The 20,343-nt window shown below is 64.7% G+C and carries 17 protein-coding genes; 6 read left to right on the top strand and 11 right to left on the bottom strand.

The window, feature by feature from the left end:
• Positions 1 to 3 precede the first annotated feature (3 nt).
• Together QRM89_RS17530 and QRM89_RS17525 are read left to right on the top strand one after the other, a co-directional pair.
• Positions 4 to 336, top strand: a complete 333-nt coding sequence (locus tag QRM89_RS17530; protein ID WP_011037120.1) for a hypothetical protein — start codon at positions 4 to 6, stop codon at positions 334 to 336.
• A 77-nt stretch (positions 337 to 413) separates the two neighbouring features.
• On the top strand, positions 414 to 1,640 hold the full coding sequence (locus QRM89_RS17525) for an ATP-binding protein (protein ID WP_014507708.1): 1,227 nt from the start codon (positions 414 to 416) through the stop codon (positions 1,638 to 1,640).
• A gap of 144 nt (positions 1,641 to 1,784) precedes the next feature.
• Here the strand turns inward: QRM89_RS17525 and QRM89_RS17520 are convergent, their stop codons facing one another.
• Both QRM89_RS17520 and QRM89_RS17515 read right to left on the bottom strand, forming a co-directional pair.
• Positions 1,785 to 3,506 (bottom strand): EAL domain-containing protein, encoded by a 1,722-nt coding sequence (locus QRM89_RS17520; RefSeq protein WP_011037122.1) that lies wholly within the window; start codon positions 3,504 to 3,506, stop codon positions 1,785 to 1,787.
• Positions 3,507 to 3,509: 3 nt separating this feature from the next.
• Positions 3,510 to 5,603, bottom strand: a complete 2,094-nt coding sequence (locus tag QRM89_RS17515) for a PAS domain-containing sensor histidine kinase (protein WP_285448597.1) — start codon at positions 5,601 to 5,603, stop codon at positions 3,510 to 3,512.
• Between the two features lie 157 nt (positions 5,604 to 5,760).
• Here QRM89_RS17515 and QRM89_RS17510 point away from each other — a divergent pair, with 157 nt between their 5' ends.
• Complete coding sequence (locus QRM89_RS17510) at positions 5,761 to 8,547, top strand: EAL domain-containing protein (protein WP_285448596.1); 2,787 nt, start codon at positions 5,761 to 5,763, stop codon at positions 8,545 to 8,547.
• A 669-nt stretch (positions 8,548 to 9,216) separates the two neighbouring features.
• Positions 9,217 to 9,432, top strand: coding sequence for a hypothetical protein (locus QRM89_RS17505; protein ID WP_285448595.1), 216 nt, complete (start codon positions 9,217 to 9,219; stop codon positions 9,430 to 9,432).
• 78 nt (positions 9,433 to 9,510) lie between these two features.
• Here the strand turns inward: QRM89_RS17505 and QRM89_RS17500 are convergent, their stop codons facing one another.
• The 5 genes from QRM89_RS17500 to QRM89_RS17480 form a co-directional block, all read right to left on the bottom strand.
• Positions 9,511 to 9,801, bottom strand: a complete 291-nt coding sequence (locus tag QRM89_RS17500) for a hypothetical protein (RefSeq protein WP_042599048.1) — start codon at positions 9,799 to 9,801, stop codon at positions 9,511 to 9,513.
• Positions 9,802 to 9,889: 88 nt separating this feature from the next.
• Positions 9,890 to 11,080 (bottom strand): methyl-accepting chemotaxis protein, encoded by a 1,191-nt coding sequence (locus QRM89_RS17495; RefSeq protein ID WP_011037126.1) that lies wholly within the window; start codon positions 11,078 to 11,080, stop codon positions 9,890 to 9,892.
• Positions 11,081 to 11,230: 150 nt separating this feature from the next.
• The gene (hflD, locus tag QRM89_RS17490) at positions 11,231 to 11,845 is read right to left on the bottom strand and encodes a high frequency lysogenization protein HflD (RefSeq protein WP_114998379.1); all 615 of its coding nucleotides are present in this window, start codon (positions 11,843 to 11,845) and stop codon (positions 11,231 to 11,233) included.
• Positions 11,845 to 12,981 carry a tRNA 2-thiouridine(34) synthase MnmA gene (mnmA, locus tag QRM89_RS17485; RefSeq protein ID WP_042599049.1) on the bottom strand — a complete coding sequence of 379 codons (1,137 nt, stop codon included), beginning with the start codon at positions 12,979 to 12,981 and terminating at the stop codon, positions 11,845 to 11,847. The genes hflD and mnmA overlap by 1 nt, the downstream gene beginning before the upstream one ends.
• Positions 12,978 to 13,436 carry an NUDIX hydrolase gene (locus QRM89_RS17480; protein WP_103700673.1) on the bottom strand — a complete coding sequence of 153 codons (459 nt, stop codon included), beginning with the start codon at positions 13,434 to 13,436 and terminating at the stop codon, positions 12,978 to 12,980. The genes mnmA and QRM89_RS17480 overlap by 4 nt, the downstream gene beginning before the upstream one ends.
• A gap of 292 nt (positions 13,437 to 13,728) precedes the next feature.
• On the opposite strand from QRM89_RS17480, the gene clpS reads away from it, so the two are divergent.
• Positions 13,729 to 14,049 (top strand): ATP-dependent Clp protease adapter ClpS, encoded by a 321-nt coding sequence (clpS, locus tag QRM89_RS17475; protein ID WP_029217216.1) that lies wholly within the window; start codon positions 13,729 to 13,731, stop codon positions 14,047 to 14,049.
• Positions 14,050 to 14,192: 143 nt separating this feature from the next.
• A complete protein-coding gene (gene clpA, locus QRM89_RS17470; RefSeq protein ID WP_285448594.1) occupies positions 14,193 to 16,475 on the top strand; it encodes an ATP-dependent Clp protease ATP-binding subunit ClpA in 2,283 nt (760 codons plus the stop codon).
• A gap of 396 nt (positions 16,476 to 16,871) precedes the next feature.
• Here the strand turns inward: clpA and infA are convergent, their stop codons facing one another.
• The 4 genes from infA to trxB form a co-directional block, all read right to left on the bottom strand.
• Entirely contained in the window at positions 16,872 to 17,090 is a 219-nt protein-coding gene (infA, locus tag QRM89_RS17465; RefSeq protein ID WP_002813418.1) for a translation initiation factor IF-1, read from the bottom strand.
• An 80-nt stretch (positions 17,091 to 17,170) separates the two neighbouring features.
• Positions 17,171 to 17,920, bottom strand: coding sequence for a leucyl/phenylalanyl-tRNA--protein transferase (gene aat, locus QRM89_RS17460; RefSeq protein ID WP_285448593.1), 750 nt, complete (start codon positions 17,918 to 17,920; stop codon positions 17,171 to 17,173).
• Between the two features lie 41 nt (positions 17,921 to 17,961).
• Entirely contained in the window at positions 17,962 to 19,080 is a 1,119-nt protein-coding gene (locus QRM89_RS17455) for a GNAT family N-acetyltransferase (RefSeq protein WP_285448592.1), read from the bottom strand.
• Between the two features lie 57 nt (positions 19,081 to 19,137).
• Positions 19,138 to 20,106 (bottom strand): thioredoxin-disulfide reductase, encoded by a 969-nt coding sequence (gene trxB / locus QRM89_RS17450; protein WP_285448591.1) that lies wholly within the window; start codon positions 20,104 to 20,106, stop codon positions 19,138 to 19,140.
• Between the last annotated feature and the right edge of the window lie 237 nt (positions 20,107 to 20,343).

Below are 20,343 nucleotides of genomic sequence, written 5' to 3'. Positions count from 1 at the left end.
AGGATGAACGTGAACGATTCCCTGCAACGTCTCAGCGATGCGCTGGCCGGCGAACGGCAGGCATTGATCGAGCACGACATCGAAAGCTTGATGCGGCACACCCAGGACAAGCTGGCGGCACTGCGCGCGCTCGAAGTGCAGATGCCCGAAGGCCAGGAAGAGCGTCTGCGCGAACTGGCCGAAGCCAATCGCGCCAATGGCGCGCTGCTGGCACGCCGGCGCCGTGAGGTGAACTGGGCACTGCGTCATCTGGGGCGGACAGAAAGCGCGCCGTCCTACGACGCCAATGGCCAGTCCAGCGTGTTGCGCGCCGGCCGCTCGCTCGCGGTGGCCTGAGCGCCACGCCGCATTCGGCAACACGGCCGGTCACGGGTTCGGCGTATATTGAGGCGTCCTCTACGCTGCCTCGTCCCGTGACTGCCAAGTTCTTTCTCAATCAGACATTGTTGCCTTCCTCGGCCATGCTGCGCGCCTTCGGCGATCAGATGCTCGAGGGTGTGTTGCTGTTCCGCGCCGACGGCCAATTGATCATGGCCAACGCAATCGCGCGCCAGAGCCTGTGCAAGGAAGATCCCACCGACGACCGCAATCTCGGTGAGCGGATCTCGCAAGTCTTGCCCGCCGATGCGCTCAACCAGGCGCGCAGCAAGGGCAGCTGGACCGGCAGCCTGCCGGTGAGCGACCGGGTGGTGATTGCGCATCTGTATTACAACGAGGAGCAAGGCGTCGGGCATTTTCTGGCGCTGTTCCACAATATCGAAGGCCAGCAGGACTACGAGCGCGAGCTGCAACAGCGGCATGCCGAGCTGCGCCAGGCCTATCTGCGCTTGAACGGCGCCCAGGACAAACTGCTGCAGTCCGAAAAAATGGCCTCCATCGGCCAGCTCGCGGCCGGCGTGGCGCATGAGATCAATAACCCGATCGGCTATGTGCACTCGAACCTGGGCAGCCTGCAGGAATATCTGCGCAGCCTGTTCACCCTGATCGAAGCCTACGAACGCGCGTTGCAGGCGCCAGATCCGAAAGCGCTGATCCCGGAAATCGACGAGATCCGCAACCGTGCCGACATCGACTTCATCAGCCGCGATCTGCCGCAGCTGATGGCCGAATCGCGCGAGGGTATCGAGCGCGTGACGCGCATCGTGCGCGACCTCAAGGACTTCTCGTACTCGGACCGGTCCGAGTCCTGGAAGATGGTGGATCTGCATGCCGGCCTCGAATCCACGATCAACATCATCTGGAACGAGCTCAAGTACAAGGTCACCCTGGAGCGCAATTACGCCGAGCTGCCATTGGTGGAATGCCTGCCATCCGAGCTCAACCAGGTCTACATGAACCTGCTGCTCAATGCCGGGCAGGCCATTGTAGAGCGCGGCACCATCACCGTGACCACCGGCCGCGACGAGGCAGAAAACGTCTGGATCCAATTCCAGGACAGCGGAGCCGGCATCGCCCCGGACCTGCTGCAGCGCATCTTCGACCCGTTCTTCACCACCAAGCCGGTCGGCAGCGGCACCGGCCTGGGCCTGTCGATTTCCTACGGCATCATCAACAAGCACCACGGCCGTATCGACGTCGAAAGCGTCCCGGGGCAGGGCGCAAGCTTCCGGATCGTATTGCCGGTGCGGCAGCCGCGGTAGCGCTTCGCGCTGGGATTGGGGAATCGGGAATGGGGAAATCGATAGAGCGGCGTCGCTGATGCTTCGTTGCCCGGAGGTGCTCATTCCACGCGGAAACAAACGGAGCACGCGCACCGCTTGTACCGATTCCCCACTCCCGATTCCCTATTCCCGGCCATTCCGCAACTCATCATGCGTGCGGAATGCCTGGCGAATGTGCTCGCGTAACTCGTCGTCGTTCCAGGGCTTGGTGAGGAAGCGGTAGATCGCGCCGCGGTTGATCGCTTCGGTGACCGTGGCCAGGTCGGTGTAGCCGGAGAGCACCAGGCGCACGGTGTCGGGGTAGAGCATCTTGACCCGGCCCAGGAACTCGGTACCGCTCATGTCGCTCATGCGCTGATCGGACAGGATCACCTGCACGTCGTTGGTAGCCAATAGGTCGAAAGCATCGCGCACGTTGCCGGCGGCCAGAATCCGGTAGCCGTCGCGGCGGAATAGCCGCACCAGCGAGCGCAGCACGTTCTCTTCGTCGTCCAGCAACAGCAAGGTGCGGTCGGGGCGGCTTTCGGCGAACGATTCCGGTCGCAGGTAGCGGCGACGTAGCGCCATGCCGGCCGATTCGGCTGACATCGGCTCGCCGAACAGATAGCCCTGGAAGATGTCGCAGTCATTGCGTCGCAAAAACCCCAGCTGCGCCTGCGATTCCACGCCGTTGGCAATGACCGTCATGCCCAGCTGATGGCCCATCGCAATGATGGCGCGCGCGATCGCGGCCTCGCGGCTGCCGGCCGGTGCGCTCTTGATGAAGCTGCGGTCGATCTTCAGCCGGTCTACCGGGTAGCGCACCAGTGCACTGAGGCTGGAGTCGCCGGTGCCGAAGTTGTCCAGGCTGAGACTGATGCCTTCGTTGCGCAGGTTGGCCATCGTCTCGTGGACGAAGTTGACGTTGTTGGTCAACGCGCTTTCGTTGATTTCCAGCGTCACGAACTGCGCCGGCACGCCGGCGGTCTGCAGCATGGCCATGACTTCGTTGAAGAAGCCCGGGCGCAGCAGCTGCAACGTGGAGACGTTCACCGCAATGCTGAAATCGTCAAAGCCCTGGTCGCGCCACAACCGTGCCTGGCGCACCGCGTTCTGCAGCACCCATTCGCCGATCTGCACGATCACGCCCAGCCGCTCGGCGGTGCGCATGAAGCGCTCCGGCACCAGCATGCCCAGCGTGGGCGATTGCCAGCGCAGCAACGCCTCCATGCCGACGATGCGGCCATCGCGCGCGCTCACCAGCGGCTGGTAACGCAGCCGCAGTTCGCCATGCGGGATGGCATCGACGATCTGCCGCGCAATGATGCTTTCGCTATGCGCATTGGTGGCCGAGTTGCGCGTATACAGGCGCACCGTATTGCCGCCTTCGCGCGCGGCCTGGTAGCTGGCTTCTTCGGCGTAGTCGAGCAGGGTGGAGAGCGAGGTGGAATGTTCGGGACACAGGCTGATGCCGACCTTGCCGGTCATGAACAACGTATACGGCAACACCGACAGCGGCAATTCCAGCTGCTGGCGGATCTCTTCGGCAAAGTCTTCCGGCAGGGGCGTGTCTTCGCGCCGCACCGCCACCACGATCATTTCGTCGCTACCGTGCCGCCACAGCTTGCCGCGCGTACCCAGGAATTCCTGCAGCCGGCGTGCGGTCAGGGTCAACGCCTGGTCGCCGACCTCGCCACTCATGTTCTCGTTGATCGAGGCGAAGTGGTCGATGTCGATATGGAAGATCATCAGCGGCGGGCCGCCGGAGGCGGCGGCGTCCACCAGATGCAGCAATTCAGGGTTTCCCGCGCCCAGACGGGTGGGCTTGACGATTTCCAGTCCGGGCGGGATCACAGGGCTCCACATGAATCAGCGTCCACCATCTTCAGGGACGGACTCGCCGACCGGGTGATAGGGCAGGCGCAACGTCACGCGCGTGCCTGCTCCGGGAGCCGATTCTATCGCGAGCGCACCGCCGACGGTTTGCGCACGCTCACGCATCACGATCAGCCCCAAACCACGTGGACCTTCCGGCTCGAACCCGTCGCCATCGTCGCTGACTTCCAGGCGAAAACCGTCGCCGTCGATCGACTGCAGGCTCATCCGCACTTCGCCCGCGCACGCGTGCCGCAGCGCATTGGTCAAACTTTCCTGCGCAATACGGAAGCAGGCCTGTTCGATCTCGTTGCCCGGCCGTTCGTCCAGGGCCTGGATATCCAGCTCCAGCCGCACCTGCGAGGCGCGGAACAGCATCGACGCCTGCCAACGCAATGCCGCTTCCAGCCCCAGTGCATCCAGCTGCGGCGGCCGCAGCAGCATCGAGAGATTGCGTAGCTTGGTCACGGTGCTGTCTGCCAGCGAGACGATCTCCTGCAGATCCTCGCGGCGCGCCACCGGGTCGGCTTCATCGAGTGCGGCGTGCGCCGACAACTTCATCGCGGTGATCGCCTGGCCGATGTCGTCGTGCAGGTCGCGCGAGATGGCGCGGCGTTCGTCTTCCTGCAACGAGAACAGCCGCTTGGCCATCGCCTGCAGTTCGGCATTGCTTTCGGCCAATGCATCGCGCATGCGCTCGGGCTCGCTCAGGTCGCGCACCACCAGCAACTTGCAGTCACGCCCGCCATAACGGATGTCACCTGCAGACAGCCCCGCGTAAAACGTGCTGCCGTCGCGCCGGCGCATTGCCCGGGCGCTGGACACCGGCTCATTGCGATCGCTGCCGGCACGTAGGTACTCGCGCACCACCGGCAGATCGGCATCGCCAACCAGGGTCTGCAAGGGTTCGCCCAGGATGGTTTCGCCCTGGAAACCGAACTGCGCCGAACCGGCAGCGTTGGCGTACATCACGTGTTCGTCGGCCAGGATCAACACACCATCCGGCAACACCCGCACCAGCTCGCGGAACTGCTCCTCGCGCTCGCGCAGCAGGCGGCGTGACTGCTCACGTTCGGTCACGTCCTGCAGCGTGCCGTGGATGTGCCGTGCGCCGGTCGGGGTGGTCACGCTCTCCGCACGCAGGTGCACGGTGCGCGGCTGCGAGTCGCCGCCGACCAGCGGCAGCAGGACGTCGATCTGCACCTCACCGCCGGTGCACATGTCTTCGATCATCCGCACGATGCGCGCCTGGGTCGCGGTGTCGGAGGCGGTGAGCAGCTCTTCGAGCCGATGGTCGCGCCGATGCATCGGCACGCTGCGCCCCAGCAGGCGGTACACCGCGGGCGAATAACGGCCCACGCCGGTGGCGCGGTCCAGCTCCCACGAGCCCACCCGGGCGATGGCCTGGGCTTCTTCCAGACGGTTGAGCGCCTCGTCGCGCAGCTGCTGCGCCTGGCGCTCCTCGCTGCGGTCCACGGTCACCACCAGCCGCGCCGGGCCGCTGGCCAGGTGCAGCTGGTTGCTGCGGATCTCCACATGGCGCAGGCCGCTGCGGGTCAGCAGGTCCTCGGTGAGCGCACAGGTGTCATCGCCCTTGGTGCGGATCTGCGCAACGATCTCTTCCAGCCGGCCGGCGTCGGCATCCGGCCAGATCGCGTGGATGGTCTGCTCCAGCAGGGCATCGCGCTCCCAGCCGAAGAATTCCAGCGCGGCCGGGTTGGCATCGAGAATGCGCAAGGTGGCCAGGTCATAGATCCAGGCCGGGCTGGGCAGGGCGTGGAACTTGGCCTGCAACAGGGCCTCGGATTGCGCCAGCTTGCCGTGTTCTTCCACGATCTGCTGGGCAAAGCGGCGCAGCACCAGATGAATCACCACGCTTGAGATCAGCAGGAAGCCGGCATCGGACCAACGCTCGGGCTGGGGCGCGCCGGCCAGGTCGAGCATGCGGTTGCCCAGCAGCAGCCAGACCACGCCCGCCAGCAGATACAGGCCGGTGAGCGTCCACAGGCCGCGCTGCAGGCGCTCTGCGAGGCGAAGTCGGGACACGGGAGCAGAAGAAAACACCGGCGCGGCAACGTGTTGGTGCATGGTCCGCGGACGACCTTATGGAGCGGGCAATGCGGCCATCTTAGCCGTAACTCGGCCCGGCACGGCCGGCCAGCGAAAGGCTGCCTCAACTAATCCGCCAGACGGCCGCTATCCATTGCGACTCCGAGGCAGGGGTCGACCTTCGGAGTGCTCCAGAGTGGACTCAGGCGTCATCGCAAGCATGCTTCAGCACCCGCTGACCTCAGCGGTGGTGTTGTTGGATGCGCATGGCCAGCCCCTGGCGGCCAACCGCGTCGCGCAATCCCTCGGATTGCCGGCAACCCTTGGCGCATACGCCGAAGTGCTGGAAAGCAGCCGTGCCCAGATCGCCGAAAGCGGCGGCATGGCGGCGTGCGTGCTGCCGGGCAGCGGCGGTGGGCGCCTGGAAGGGTGGTTGCGCGCGGTCTGCGACGAGCAGGGCCAGGTCATGGCCTTCACCCTGAGCATTCCCGAGCCGCTGGGCGCCGATGGCACCAGCCGCTGGGAAATCGGCCTGGATAGCGCCGACCACGGGCTGTGGGATTGGGACATCGCCGCCGACGTGGTGTACCGCTCCGAACGCTGGACCCGCATGCTGGGTTACTCCGAACAGCCGCTGCCGAACAATCTCACCGCCCTGTCCGGGCTGATCCATCCTGACGACCATGCGCAAGTCAGCGCGGCCGTGCAGGCGCATCTGGACGGGCGCACCGATACCTACGTGGCCGAGTTCCGGCTGCGTCAGCACGATGGCCAGTGGCGCTGGATCCTGGATCGCGGCCGCGTGGTATCGCGCACCTCCGACGGTCGCCCGTTGCGCATGGTCGGCACGCATACCGACGTGCATCACCATAAATTGCTCGAGCAGCAGCTGCGCGAGCAGCAGGCCCAGCTCGAAGAAGCCCAGCGTATTGCCAGTATGGGCAGCTGGGGCTGGGATACCGTGAAGGACCAGCTGTGGGTGTCGCAGGATTTCCTGCAGCAGCTTGGCCTGGCGGACTTGCGCCTGCACAGCGTGCGCGACATCCTGCGCCTGCTGGCCGGCCCGTCCGTGGCACACCTTCGCAGCGCCTGGCGCAAGATCAAGCACGAAGGGATGCCGGTGCATTTCGAGCTGGAGATCAACGGCCGGCTCGGGGTCAATCCTCATCATCTGCGCGTGTGGGCACAGCCGGTGTTCGACGGCGACGGCGCACTGGTGCGCGTGCTCGGCCAGCTGCAAAACGTAACCGAGCAGCGCCAGACCGACGCCCTGATCCGCTGGCGTACCGAGTTGCTCAACCGCGTGTCTGCGCTGGGCAAGATTGGTGGCTGCGAGATCGAGGTGGATACCCGCCGCATGCAGTGGACCGAGGAGTGCTACCGCATCCATGGCCTGCGCAAGGAAAACATCACCCTGGAGCAGGCGCTGTCGCTGTACACCCAGGATTCGCGCGACGCCTTCGAAGCGGCCTTGCTGCGCATCCTCGATGGTGGGCTGCCGGAACAGCTGGAGCTGTGCTTCTACCGCAACTCCGGGCAACGGGTGTGGGTGCAGGTGCTGATCGAGCTGGACCGTCGCGAAGGCCTGCCGCCGCGGTATGTGGCGCTGTTCCGCGATGTCAGCCGCGAACGCGAAGCCAATGAGCGCATCGAACTGCTTGCGCATTACGACCGCCTGACTGGTCTACCAAACCGCTTCCTGCTGCGCGAACAGGCCGAGAATGCCATCCGCGAAGCACATGAGCGTGGCCAGGTGATGGCCATGCTGCTGATCGACCTGGATGGCTTCAAGAGCATCAACGATTCGTTCGGCCATGCCACCGGCGACAACCTGCTCAAGCTCGCGTCCTCGCGCCTCCACCAGCATTTGCGCAACAGCGATCTGTTCGGCCGCTTCAGCGACGACGAGTTCATCGTGCTGCTGCGCGATCTGTCCGAGCCAGAGGACGCCGGCCATGTGGCACGCAAGCTGATCAGCGCGCTGGGCGAGCCGCTGCGCAAGGACCACGTCACCCTCAAGCTCGGTGCCAGCATCGGCATTGCGTTGCAGGGTGAAGGCCTGTCGGATTTCGACAGCCTGCTGCGCGCCGCCGACGCGGCGATGTATGCGGCCAAGGATTCCGGGCGCAACACCTTCCATTACTACAGCCAGGATGTGCTGCTGCGCGCGCAGCGCCGCCTGGAGCTCGAGCACGCGCTGCATGGCGCGCTGGAGCGCGAAGAATTCACCCTGGTCTACCAGCCGCTGGTCAACACGATGGGCGATACCTCGCCGGCGATCGAAGCGCTGATGCGCTGGAATCGCCCCGGCCATGGCCCCTGCAGCCCGGCAGAATTCATCCCGATTGCCGAAGAGTGCGGCGAGATCGTGCGCCTGGGCGAGTGGGTCATTGGCGAAGCCTGCCGCCAAGCCGTGGTGTGGGACCGCGCCGGCCTCCATTTCAGCCGCATCGCGGTGAATGTGTCTGCCGTGCAGCTGCGTGAACGCGGTTTTGCCGAGCGCGTGCTGGAAATCTGCCGCGACAACGGCTGGTCGCCGGCACGGCTGGAGCTGGAATTGACCGAATCAGCCTTGATCCGCGATTCGGACTCACTGCGCCGTTGCTTCGAATTGTTCGAACAGAACGGCGTGTTGCTCGCGGTTGACGACTTCGGTACCGGCTTCTCCAACCTGCATTACCTCAACCGCTTCCCCGTGCAGCGGCTGAAAATCGACCGCAGCTTCGTGCAGGGCATGCTCGACGATGCCAACACGGCCGAAGTCACACAGGCGATCGTGCATCTAGGTCATGCGCTCGGCATGCAGGTGGTCGCCGAGGGCGTGGAAACCGTGCAGGAAGATGCCTTGTTGCGTCAGCAGGGCTGCGACGAAATTCAGGGTTACTTCTATTCGCGCCCACTCTCGCCGCGCGACATGGCGCAGTGGCTGCGCGAAGCCGAAGCCGGCATGCGCCTGGGCGCACGCCTGGTCATCGCCAGCTGACGCACTCTGCGGCCTGGCCTGGCCTGGTCTAGGCATCGTGTGTAATTCAATGCCCAGATCAAAAGCTCAGTGCGTTGAATACACGTGCTTTTACGACTTCCGGCGTTTCCCGCGATATGCGGTTGTGCGCCCCTGCAGCCAGGCTGCGGATCAAGCGCTGTAACTGAGCTATCTGCTCGCCGCACTCACCAAATGCACACGCCGCCAGTCGAGCAGTAGCGCTCTTTAGGTGCGGTCGTGCCCACGTCAAAAGCTCAGTGAGTGGAGTGCGCGGTGCCCTCACCGCTTACGGGACACGCCGTGAATCCGTCCATGGAGGCTCAGTGGCGGCATCCATGCCGCCACATGGTCCCGCAAGCGGCGAGGACACCGCACCAGAAGTTGGTCGGTGGACCATGAAAAGCTGTTTGTTCTTCGAATGACGTCGGACCTTGAGCTAGCGCCTAAGTACCGAAATAGCGCGTCACGCATGCTTTTGACTTGCAAACCGACAAACTTGAATGGTCCTTGCCGGCCCACCGTTGCGGGACCTTATGCGGCATGGATGCCGCATAAGAGCCTCCATGGACGGATTCACGGCGTGTCCTGCAATGGTGGGCCGGCAAGGGCCCCGCAGCAAACTTGATAGTTCCTTGCTCGCTAGCAGTCGCGCGATCTGAAGGCGTGCTAATGCCGCATCGATCCTCCATCCGAGGATTCACGGCATATCTGGCGATGCTGGGCGAGCAACCATTTAGCAGCCAAGCCGCAGATCAGTTGATCGAAGCATTAGTCGAAGCCGTAGACGTCATAAAAAACATCGCGCAGACGGGCAGGGGAAAGCTCACCCTGGTACTGCATGAAATGGCGCTGCTTGCTCACACCAAAGCCATTAGCACGGTCTGATGCAGAAGCACTCGATGTCGGGCATTGAAAACAACCGGCGGGGCGCCTGCCGAGGAACGCCCCGCCGTTGTGTAACCGTCAGCGTGCAGACACGCCGACAGCGGCGCCATCCAGCCCCATATCCCAAGCTACGGTCGCGAACAGCAGTTCTTCTTCGCTGCAGCTGCGGCGTGGGTGCTGCATTGCCCGTACTTCCGCACGGGCAGCACGTTCCAACTGTTCCAGCGCGGCCGGCAGGCGCACGCTACGCAGCGCGGGGCGGGCAGCCTCGCTGTGGGCGATGCGCTCGGCCTGCGCCGCTGCGGTGGCAGCGGCCGCCGCAAGAGCGACATCGGTGCGCGGTTCTGGGAGCGAGACGGAAAGGGTCATGGTCGTGGCGTATCGAAGGGTCGTGCGGAACGACAAATCCCCGGGAAGACCGGGGAATGTCGGGATCAGGCAGTGCGTGGCATCGGTCTCAGAACAACTCGACCGTGCCAGCGCCCATGCCCTGCTGTGCGACCGGCTTGTGCGGCGGGCGTTCCCACTCCACACGCATGTCGCGCAGACGGCTGGACACCTTGGCCAGCGACGCAACCAGGTCGCTGTCGTACACGCCGCCATTGCGATGCAGCAGTTCCTGCAGCGCCGTGGCTTCGCGGTTGATCGCGGTGAGGCGATCCAGGTGGGTATGGATACCGCTCAGCGTCTGCGTGGCGATGTCCTCGAACTGCAGGGCACGCACCGCTTCGGCCACGCTGCCATCGATGGAGCGTGCGCACTCGGAGATCTCGCGCATGCCATCGCCCAACGAGGCGTTGATCTGCGCAACGTTCTCCAGCATCGCGGCTGATTCATGGCGCGCCTCGCGGGAGCGGTCCATGTGACGCGAGGCCAGCTGCGAGACCGTTTCACGTACCTTGGCGATCGATTCCTTGGAGCTGTGTGCCAGCTTGCGGATCTGTTCGTTGAAGGTAGTGGAGCGCTCGGACAGGTTGCGCACCTCGTCAGCGACCACCGCGAAGCCACGACCGGCTTCACCGGCACGCGCTGCTTCGATGGCGGCGTTCAAGGCCAGCAGGTTGGTCTGGTCGGCGATCGACTTGACGTCTTCCAGCAGCGCAAAGATGCCGTCCAGGTGCTGGGCCATCTCGTCGATGTGGTGCACCGTGTTGGTGCTCTGGCCGCTGACCTGTTCCAGCGCTTCCACCAACTGCTCCATGCGGGAGCTGGCGTGCTGGGCGAAGCGGGCCACGTCGACGCCGGCACTGCCGTCGTCACCGGCACGGTCGACAATGCGGGCCAATGCCTGGCTCTGCTGGCGCGACTTGCGGTTCATCGACTCGAAGCTGCCACCAAGACCGGACACGGCCTGGCGGATCAGTTCACGGGCGCGTTCCACTTCGGAGCGCGAACCGTCGACTTCGTTGCTGACGAACGTACGCAGTTCGTTGAGCAACTGGTCCTGCTCGCGCAGGATGCGGATCTGGTCCGGATTACGCCGGAACTGGGAATACGTCACCCAGGCAGCGAAACCCAACCAACTGAGGGTCATGGTCACCAGGATCGCCCAGCGCACCGAAGCGGGCCAGTCGAATCCAACGGCGAAGGGAAACAGCAAGGTCAGGGCCAAAGGGGCGGCCAGACGGATAAGTGGACGTGAATACATGGGCGTTCTCGGCAGAGTCACGGTTGCTGTATCGGCCGTACCCCCTTTGTCTTTAGCGACGATCACCACGTCGCTGCACGCCATTCAACCGCATCACACCGGTGTGCCCACTGCCTGCGCGTGTCTCACGCCATCAGGCGGCCTGCGCCATCAACGCAGCGCGCGTGCCACCGCATCGATCATGGCACGCTTGGCGAACAGGAAATCCCACAGGCTGCCGCCCATCTGCCGCCACAGCACTGCCGAGCGCACCGCGGCCAGCAGCAGCGCACGGATCTCGGCGACCACGCCGGCCTGGCCCAGGTAGTGCGGGTTGCCCTGCACCATGACCTTGGGGCGCAAGTGGCTGATGGTCTGCGCATACAGGGCGCCAAGCGCGCTCAGCACATCCGGGTGCGCGCTGTCGCCCAAGGTCTGGGCCTGGCGGGCGGCCGCCTCGATGCCCTTGGAGACGGTCTCGACCGTGGAATGGTCGCGCACGAAGCGCCGTTCCAGTTGCAGTACCGCTAGGGCTAGCCGCGGCAGCATGTCGTCCTTGCCCTGGTTGGTGAAATAGTTGTGCAGCAGGCGCAGGCCTGGCGCCACATCGGCCGAGGAGCCATACACGCCCTCCGGCGTGGCGGCGTCCACCCGGAATACGCTGTCCACGGCAGTGCGAACCGTTGCCGCCTCCGAATGCCCGGTCTCGGCGATCCGCCGCACCTGCTGCAAGGCCTGAGCGACGCCGGCCAGCGCCAGCACACGGTGATCCATGGAAGAACTCATCAAGCCACTACCTCGGAAGAAAAAGAAGATCCCGCCAGCTGGCGTTCCAGCGGCGCATCGGTGGCGGCAATGACCGCACCGCCCAGGCATTCCTCGCCGTCGTACAACACCAACGACTGCCCTGGCGTCACTGCGCGTTGCGGCCGCTCGAAGTGCACCTGTAGCGTGCCGTCGTCCTGGACGGTGACGGTGCAGGGCTCATCCGGCTGCCGGTAGCGGGTTTGCGCGGTACAGCTGAAACTGCGCGCCGGCGGTGCGCCGGTGACCCAGTGCGCCTGCTCGGACTGCAGCCAACGTGACTGCAGTAGCGGGCTGTCGCGGTCCTGGTCCACATACAGCACGTTGCTGGCCACGTCCTTGCCAACCACATACCAGGGCGCTGCGGCACGCCCGCGCACGCCGCCGATATTCAGGCCTTCGCGCTGGCCCAGGGTGAAATAGAACACCCCCGGATGCTCGGCAATCCGCTGCCCCTGCGGGTCACGGATCTCGCCGGTGCGGGCGGGCAGATAACGGCCCAGGAATTCGCGGAAGTCGCGCTCGCCAATGAAACAGATGCCGGTCGAATCCTTCTTGGCATGCGTCGGCAGGCCGGCGTCCTGGGCGATCCGGCGCAGCGCGCTCTTTTCCAGCTCGCCGATCGGGAACAGCGTGGCCGCCAGCTGGCTCTGGCCCAACTGGTGCAGAAAGTAGCTCTGATCCTTGTTGCGGTCGGCCCCGCGCAACAGCCGCCAGCGCCCGCCCAGATGGGCTACGCGCGCGTAGTGGCCGGTGGCGATCCGCTCGGCGCCCAGCGCCTGGGCAGCCTCCAGGAAGTGCTTGAACTTGACCTCGCGGTTGCACAGCACGTCCGGGTTCGGCGTGCGTCCGGCCGCGTATTCGGCCAGAAAATGCTCGAACACGCCGCTCCAGTACTCGCCGGAGAAATCCCGAAAATGGAAGGGAATACCCAGCACGCCACAGACAGCCACCGCATCGCGCCGGTCGTCCTCCGCACGGCAGTCGCCGCTGCCATCGTCGGCCCAGTTCTGCATGAACAGGCCGGCGATCGGCTCGCCGTCCTGGGCCAGCTTCCATGCCGCCACCGACGAATCCACGCCGCCCGACACCCCTACGATGGTCCGCGGCGTGCTCATGCGACGTGCCGTACCAGCGCCAGCGGATGGCGTTGCCCGGCCAGATAGTCGGCCACCACCTCCCAGACCAGCGGGCTGCGCAGCCGATTGCTGGCAGCGCGCAGTTCCTCGGGCGTCATCCACAGCGCGCGCACCACACCCGTGTCCAGGCTGCGTTCGGGATGATGGGCGAGGGCATCGGCGACGAAGGCAAAGCGCAGGAAGCACTGCCCGGTGGGCGCCACCCATTGGTAGGTCCCGATGAGCTGCGTCAGGCGCACGTCCCAGCCGGTTTCCTCCAAGGTCTCGCGCACGGCCGCCTGCAGCAGGCTTTCGTCCGGCTCCAGATGCCCGGCGGGCTGGTTCAACAGCAGGCGCCCCCCGATGGATTCTTCCACCTGCAAGAAGCGGCCGTCACGGACCACCACGGTGGCCACGGTGACATCGGGGTGCCAGCGGGTTTCTTGAAGCGTCATCAGTCACCGGGTCCAGGAAGTGGCAGGCTGGAGATTGATCCGCGCCGCACAGGAAACAAGCGCCGTCCACCGATCGCAGCGGGCGCTAGGTGCGGCATCCGCAGTGCGGCGCAGTGCAACACTGCATGCCGCCAATGCGGATGCCGGCAGTAGCGCAGTGCGCCACGGAGCGTGCCATTGCAACGCAGTATGGGAAGACGTCATCAGTGGCCGGCCGGAGAACAGGCGCAAATTGTGCGGGCGCGGGGCCAAATCGTCCAATGCGGACGGCGCGGGACCGTATAATGGCCGGATGCCTCGTAAGACCTCCCACGAACACGACCACGGCCTAGTGGTTGAGACCAGCAAGCCCGAAGTGGCGCCACCGCCGCGCTATCAGGTGCTCCTGCTGAATGATGACTACACCCCGATGGACTTCGTGGTGACCGTGCTGCAGCAGTTCTTCAATCTGGATCTGGAGCGCGCCACGCAGGTGATGCTGCATGTCCATACGCGGGGGCGCGGCGTCTGCGGCGTCTACAGCCGCGAGGTTGCCGAGTCCAAAGTGGCCCAGGTCAACGAATTCTCGCGCATGAACCAGCACCCGCTGCTGTGCACGATGGAGCAGGCCTGAGCGGTCTGGCTGGATCATTCCAGCAGTGCAACGGTGTCGCTGCAATGGCGTGCTAACGCCATCTGAACATGCCTATCCGATAGGGTTGTGGAAAATCCCAACAAAAGCCGCATATTGTTGGCAACAGCCGTTCGGAGTTACCAATGTTCAGCAAAGACCTAGAGCAAACCATCGGCCAGTGCTACAAGCGAGCCCGTGAGGCGCGGCATGAATTCATGACCGTCGAACACCTGCTGCTCTCGCTGCTGGACAACCCCTCCGCGCAAGCCGTCTTGAAGGCCTGCGGTGCGGACCAAGTGCGTCTGCACACTGACCTGGAACAGGCGATCGAGGCCTCGGTCTCGCGCCTGGCCGAGGACGATGGCCGCGACACGCAGCCCACCCTGGGCTTCCAGCGCGTGCTGCAACGCGCCGTCTACCACGTGCAGTCCTCCGGCAAGAAGGAGGTCACCGGCGCCAATGTGTTGGTGGCGATCTTCGGCGAAAAAGACTCACATGCGGTTTACTTCCTGAATCAGCAGGACATCACCCGCCTGGATATCGTCAATTACCTCTCCCACGGCATCGCCAAGCTGGGTGAAGACGGCGAGCAGCCGTCCGCCTCGGATGGTGAGCCCAAGAGCGATGCGGGCGAGGGCGAAGGCAAGGGCGATGCCCTGGCCGAGTACGCCACCAACCTGAACGATCATGCCCGTAACGGCAAGATCGACCCGCTGGTTGGGCGTGGGGACGAGATCGAACGCACCATCCAGGTCCTGTGCCGCCGCCGCAAGAACAATCCGCTGTACGTGGGCGAGGCCGGCGTGGGCAAGACCGCGATCGCCGAAGGCCTGGCCAAGCGCATCGTCGATGCCGACGTGCCGGAAGTGCTGGCCGACGCGGTGATCTTCTCGCTCGACCTTGGCGCACTGGTCGCAGGCACCAAGTACCGCGGCGACTTCGAAAAGCGTCTGAAGGGCGTGCTGACCGCGCTGAAGAAGGTGCCGAACGCGGTGCTGTTCATCGACGAGATCCACACCATCATCGGTGCGGGCTCGGCGTCGGGCGGCACCATGGACGCCTCCAACCTGATCAAGCCGGCACTGGCGTCGGGCGAGCTGCGCTGCATCGGCTCGACCACGTTCCAGGAATACCGCGGCATCTTCGAGAAGGACCGTGCCCTGGCACGCCGCTTCCAGAAGATCGACATCGTCGAGCCAACCGTCGGTGAAACCTTCGAAATCCTGCAGGGCCTCAAGCCCAAGTACGAAGCGCACCACGGCGTGACGTATGCCGATGACGCGTTGCAGGCGGCGGTGGATCTGTCGGTCAAGCACATCGGCGACCGTCTGCTGCCGGACAAGGCCATCGACGTGATCGACGAAGCCGGTGCGCGCCAGCGGCTGTTGCCCGAAGGGCAGCGCAAGGAGCTCATCGACATCGAAGAGATCGAGACCATTGTGGCCAAGATGGCGCGCATTCCGGCCAAGCAGGTCAGCGCGACCGACAAGGACGTGCTGCAGCATCTGGAGCGCAACCTCAAGATGGTGATCTTCGGGCAGAACCCGGCGATCGAAACGCTGGCTGGCTCGATCAAGCTGGCGCGCTCGGGCCTGGCCAATCCGGAGAAGCCGATCGGCAACTTCCTGTTCGCCGGCCCGACCGGTGTGGGCAAGACCGAGGTCACCAAACAGCTCGCGCTGCAATTGGGCATTGAGCTGGTGCGGTTCGACATGTCCGAGTACATGGAAGCGCATTCGATCAGCCGTCTGATCGGTGCGCCTCCGGGCTATGTCGGTTTCGATCAGGGCGGTCTGCTGACCGAAAAGATCGTCAAGACGCCGCACTGTGTGCTGCTGCTTGACGAGGTAGAGAAGGCGCATCCGGACATCTTCAACATCCTGTTGCAGGTCATGGACCGCGGCATCCTCACCGATACCAACGGGCGCGAAGCGAACTTCAAGAACGTGATCCTGGTGATGACGACCAACGCCGGTGCCACGCAGGCCTCGCGTCGTTCGATCGGTTTCACCAAGCAGGATCATTCCACCGATGCGATGGAATCGATCCGCCGCGGTTTCACACCGGAGTTCCGCAACCGTCTGGATGCGATCGTGCAGTTCCAGCCGTTGGGCTTCGACCACATCCTGCGGGTGGTGGACAAGTTCATCATCGAGCTGGAAATGCTGTTGCAGGAAAAGCACGTGTCGCTGTCGGCCACGCCGACCGCGCGCGACTGGCTGGCCCAGCATGGCTTCGATCCGCTGATGGGCGCGCGCCCGATGTCGCGCGTGATTCAGGAGAAGATCAAGCGTCCGCTGGCCGACGAGTTGCTGTTCGGCAAGCTGGTGGAAGGTGGCCGCGTCAACATCGACGTCAAGGATGGCGAGCTGGTGGTCGAAGCGCATCCGGAACCGGAGCGCCTGTTGCCGGCCACGGTTGATTGATCGACTTTGATTGGTCGCTGCTAGAGAAAAAGCCGCTCGAAAGAGCGGCTTTTTTGTGTTGAACGCGCTGGAGCTGGAGCGGCAGCGGTCTGGCGTAATGCTGGCGCGTTGGGGCGGGTGCCGGCGCGTCACGGGCGCCCAAGTGCGGGGGATCGGCGTAGACCACCAAGACGCCATGACCTGCGTAGAGCCCGGAGCCGCGCTGCAGTGGTCGAACAATCACATGATCTGCGGGTGCATCACGCAGCTGCGCTATCGGCCGCCGAAAACGTCAACGCACAGATCAGCGCGCAGGCGAAAACCTGCCCATGTAACGCGACCGCACGGGCAGAAAATAAACCCCAGGCACGACAAGAAGCGGCACTTGGCCGCTTCGCGTCTTGATACCAGAACCGCTTACTTCATGCGGTAGGTAATACGACCCTTGGTGAGGTCGTACGGCGTCATCTCAACTTTGACACGGTCGCCGGTGAGGATGCGGATGTAGTTCTTGCGCATACGGCCGGAGATGTGGGCGATGATTTCATGCCCGTTTTCCAGCTTGACCCGGAACGTGGTGTTGGGGAGCGTCTCGCTGACGCTGCCTTCGAATTCAATGGAGTCGTCTTTCGACATGTAATCCTGTGCAATCACGGTTGGCCCGGCAGGGCCGTAAGGGACAGCATTTTACGCCCCATCTCGCCGAGGCGCAAATTTTATGTTAAGCGGACTCCTGCAAGCGCGCTTGCGTGCCGTTCGCCATAGCGTTGCGTCCAGCTGCCAGGTGGCTCGGGCAATGCGACCTGGGTGGCTACGTGCCGCAGGAACTGCTCGCGTGGCAGGCGTTGGGCGCCCAGGCGCATCAGGTGCGGGTTTTCTACCTGCGCATCGATCAGTGGCCAGCCGCGGCCATGCAGCTCGGCGGCGAGCGCTGCCAGTGCAATCTTGGAGCCGCCACTGGCGCCGCTGAACATGCTTTCGCCGAAGAACATCTGACCGATCGTAACCCCATAGATGCCGCCTACCAGACGCGCGCCGTCGAACACTTCGACTGAATGCGCGTGGCCGCGTCTGTGCAGGTCCAGGTAGGCCTCCTGCATCTGGTCGGTAATCCAGGTGCCGTCCTGGCCAGGGCGCGGGCTCGACGCGCAGGCGGCGATGACCTGCGCAAATGCCGTGTCGGCGCGCAGGGTCCAGGTGCATGTGCGCAGCTGCCGCCTGAAGCGGGACGACAAGTGGATGGCGTCGGTGCGGAACACGGTGCGCGGGTTCGGGCTCCACCACAGCAGCGGTTGGCCGTCGGAGAACCAAGGAAAGATTCCGTGCGCGTAGGCGTTGAGTAGCCGCTGCGGGTGCAGGTCGCCGCCGATGGCGAGCAGCCCATCGGGCTCGCGCAAGGCGTGCTCGGCGGGTGGGAAGGGGCTCGCAGGATCCGGAGACAACAGATGGGGCAGGGTGCGCGACATGCGCAGAGTCTAGCGGCGCAGTCTGCGCGGCGGCGATGTCGTCAGTCGCGGAACGGGCTGTGGTCGGCCAGCTCGACGGCATGCTGGGCCACGGCGGCGCGCTCATCGGCGCACCACTGCGCCAGCGGCTCACGGAAGCCGGGGTCGGCAATCCAGTGGCGGCTGCGCACCAGGGTGGGCAGGAAGCCGCGCGCAATCTTGTGTTGCCCCTGGGCGCCGGGCTCGAAGCGGCTCAGGCCTTCGCGCAGGCAATACTCGATGCCCTGGTAGTAGCAGGTTTCAAAATGCAGGCCGGGCAGTGCTTCGCCGCCCCAGTAGCGGCCGTACAGAGTGTCGCCGCCGCGCAGGCAGAGCGCCCCGGCGATGGGTTGCCCGTCCAGCTCGGCCAGGAACATCACCAGCTGCCGCGGCAGGTGCTGCGCCAGGTGCTGCAGGAATTCGGGCGTTAGCGCGGGGGAGTTGCCGTATTCCTCGAAGGTCTTGAGGTAGAAGCCGTACATGGCCTGCAGCTCGTCCGCACTGGCCTCGTCACCATGCAGTACACGAAAACGCACTCCGGCGCGCTGCACTTTGGCGCGCTCCTGGCGGATGTTCTTGCGGTGCTTGTGGTTCATCGCGGCCAGATAGGCCTCGAAGTCGGCCCAGCCGGTCGCGTTGTGCCAGTGGTATTGCAGGTCGTTGCGCTCCAGCCACTCTGCGGTGAATGCCGCGTCCTCGTTGGCGGGATAGAAATTGACGTGCGCAGACGACAGGCCGGCGCTTTCCACCAGCGTGCGCATGCCGTCGAGCAGGTGCGTGTGCCAGCGCGGGTCGCCCAGCAGGCGGGGGCCGGTCACCGGCGAGTACGGCACCCCGCACAACCACTTGGGGAAGTAGTCCTGGCCATAGCGGGCATAGGCATGCGCCCAGGCGTGGTCGAACACAAACTCGCCGTGGGAGTTGTTCTTCAGATAGCCCGGGGCAGCGGCGACCAGGGCGTCGCCGTCCCATAACGTCAGGTGCAGTGCCTGCCAGCCCCAGTCCGGGCGCAGGCAGCCTTCGCGCTCCATGCCTTCGAGGAAGGCATGGGAGACGAAGGGGTGCGTCCCGTCATGCAGGCTGTCCCAGGCGCCGGCGGGTATCTCCGCAAGCTGGCGGCACCAGCGCGCAGTCACGCTCACGCCGCTGCCCCTCTAGCGCCAGGAGCCTGCGGGTGGGGCCGTCGGCCAGCCATCACCTCAGGCGCTCTTGTCCAGATACCGTTCGGCATCCAACGCGGCCATGCAGCCGAAACCAGCCGAGGTGATTGCCTGGCGATAATGCTGGTCGGCGACATCGCCGGCTGCGAACACGCCCGCCACCGAGGTCTCGGTCGCCGCGCCGTTCAGGCCGGAGCGGATCTCCAGGTAGCCGTTATTCATGGCCAGCTGGCCGTCGAACAACTGCGTGTTGGGGTGGTGGCCGATGGCGACAAAGAAGCCGTGCGCGTCGATGTCGCGGGTGCTGCCGTCGAGGGTGGACTTGACCCGCACGCCGGTCACGCCGGCATCGTTGCCCAGCACTTCTTCGATGGCGTGGTGCCAGACGGTTTCGATCTTGCCGGCAGCTACCTTCGCGAACAGCTTGTCCTGCATGATCTTTTCGGCGCGCAGCGTGTCGCGGCGGTGCACCAGGTAGACCTTGCGGGCAATGTTGGACAGGTACAGCGCTTCTTCGACCGCGGTGTTGCCACCGCCGACCACTACCACGTCCTGGTCCTTGTAGAAGAAGCCGTCGCAGGTGGCGCAGGCGGACACGCCGCGGCCCTTGAACGCTTCTTCGGTGGGGATGCCCAGGTACTTGGCGGTCGCGCCGGTGGAGATGATCAATGCGTCGCAGGTGTACTCGGCACTGTCGCCGATCAGCCGGAACGGGCGCTGCGACAGGTCGGCGGTATGGATGTGGTCGAAGATGACCTCGGTATCGAAACGCTCGGCATGCGCCTGCATGCGGCTCATCAGGTCCGGGCCCATCAGACCGTGGGGGTCGCCCGGCCAGTTGTCCACCTCGGTGGTCGTCATCAGCTGGCCGCCTTGCTGCAGCCCGGTGATCACTACCGGCTTGAGGTTGGCGCGGGCGGCGTAGACCGCGGCGGTCCAGCCGGCCGGGCCGGAGCCGAGGATCAGCAGGCGGGAATGCTTGGCGGGACTGGCAGATGAGGCGCTCATGTATACTCGCGATCTAGGAAAAGGCAGGGTTGGCGCGGTGCAATCAGCGCCCCTGTGGCGGCATAGAGTGGCGGTCCCCACCCGGTGAATCAAGGCGGCGCGATGGAACTGCTTGGACCGCCGATGGCATGGTCATCCCCATTCGCGCTTTCGACGCCGCCTTGTGCGGCGTTTTTCGTTGGCTGTGGCGTGGGTTGCTGCTGATCCGATGCGTGGCTGCTGAAACTGTGCACTCAG

The sequence above is a fragment of the Xanthomonas sp. LMC-A-07 genome (assembly GCF_030208825.1).
GTDB lineage: Bacteria > Pseudomonadota > Gammaproteobacteria > Xanthomonadales > Xanthomonadaceae > Xanthomonas > Xanthomonas campestris.
Note: the sequence above shows the minus strand (reverse complement) of the source record. Positions and strands in the feature narration are given on the sequence as shown.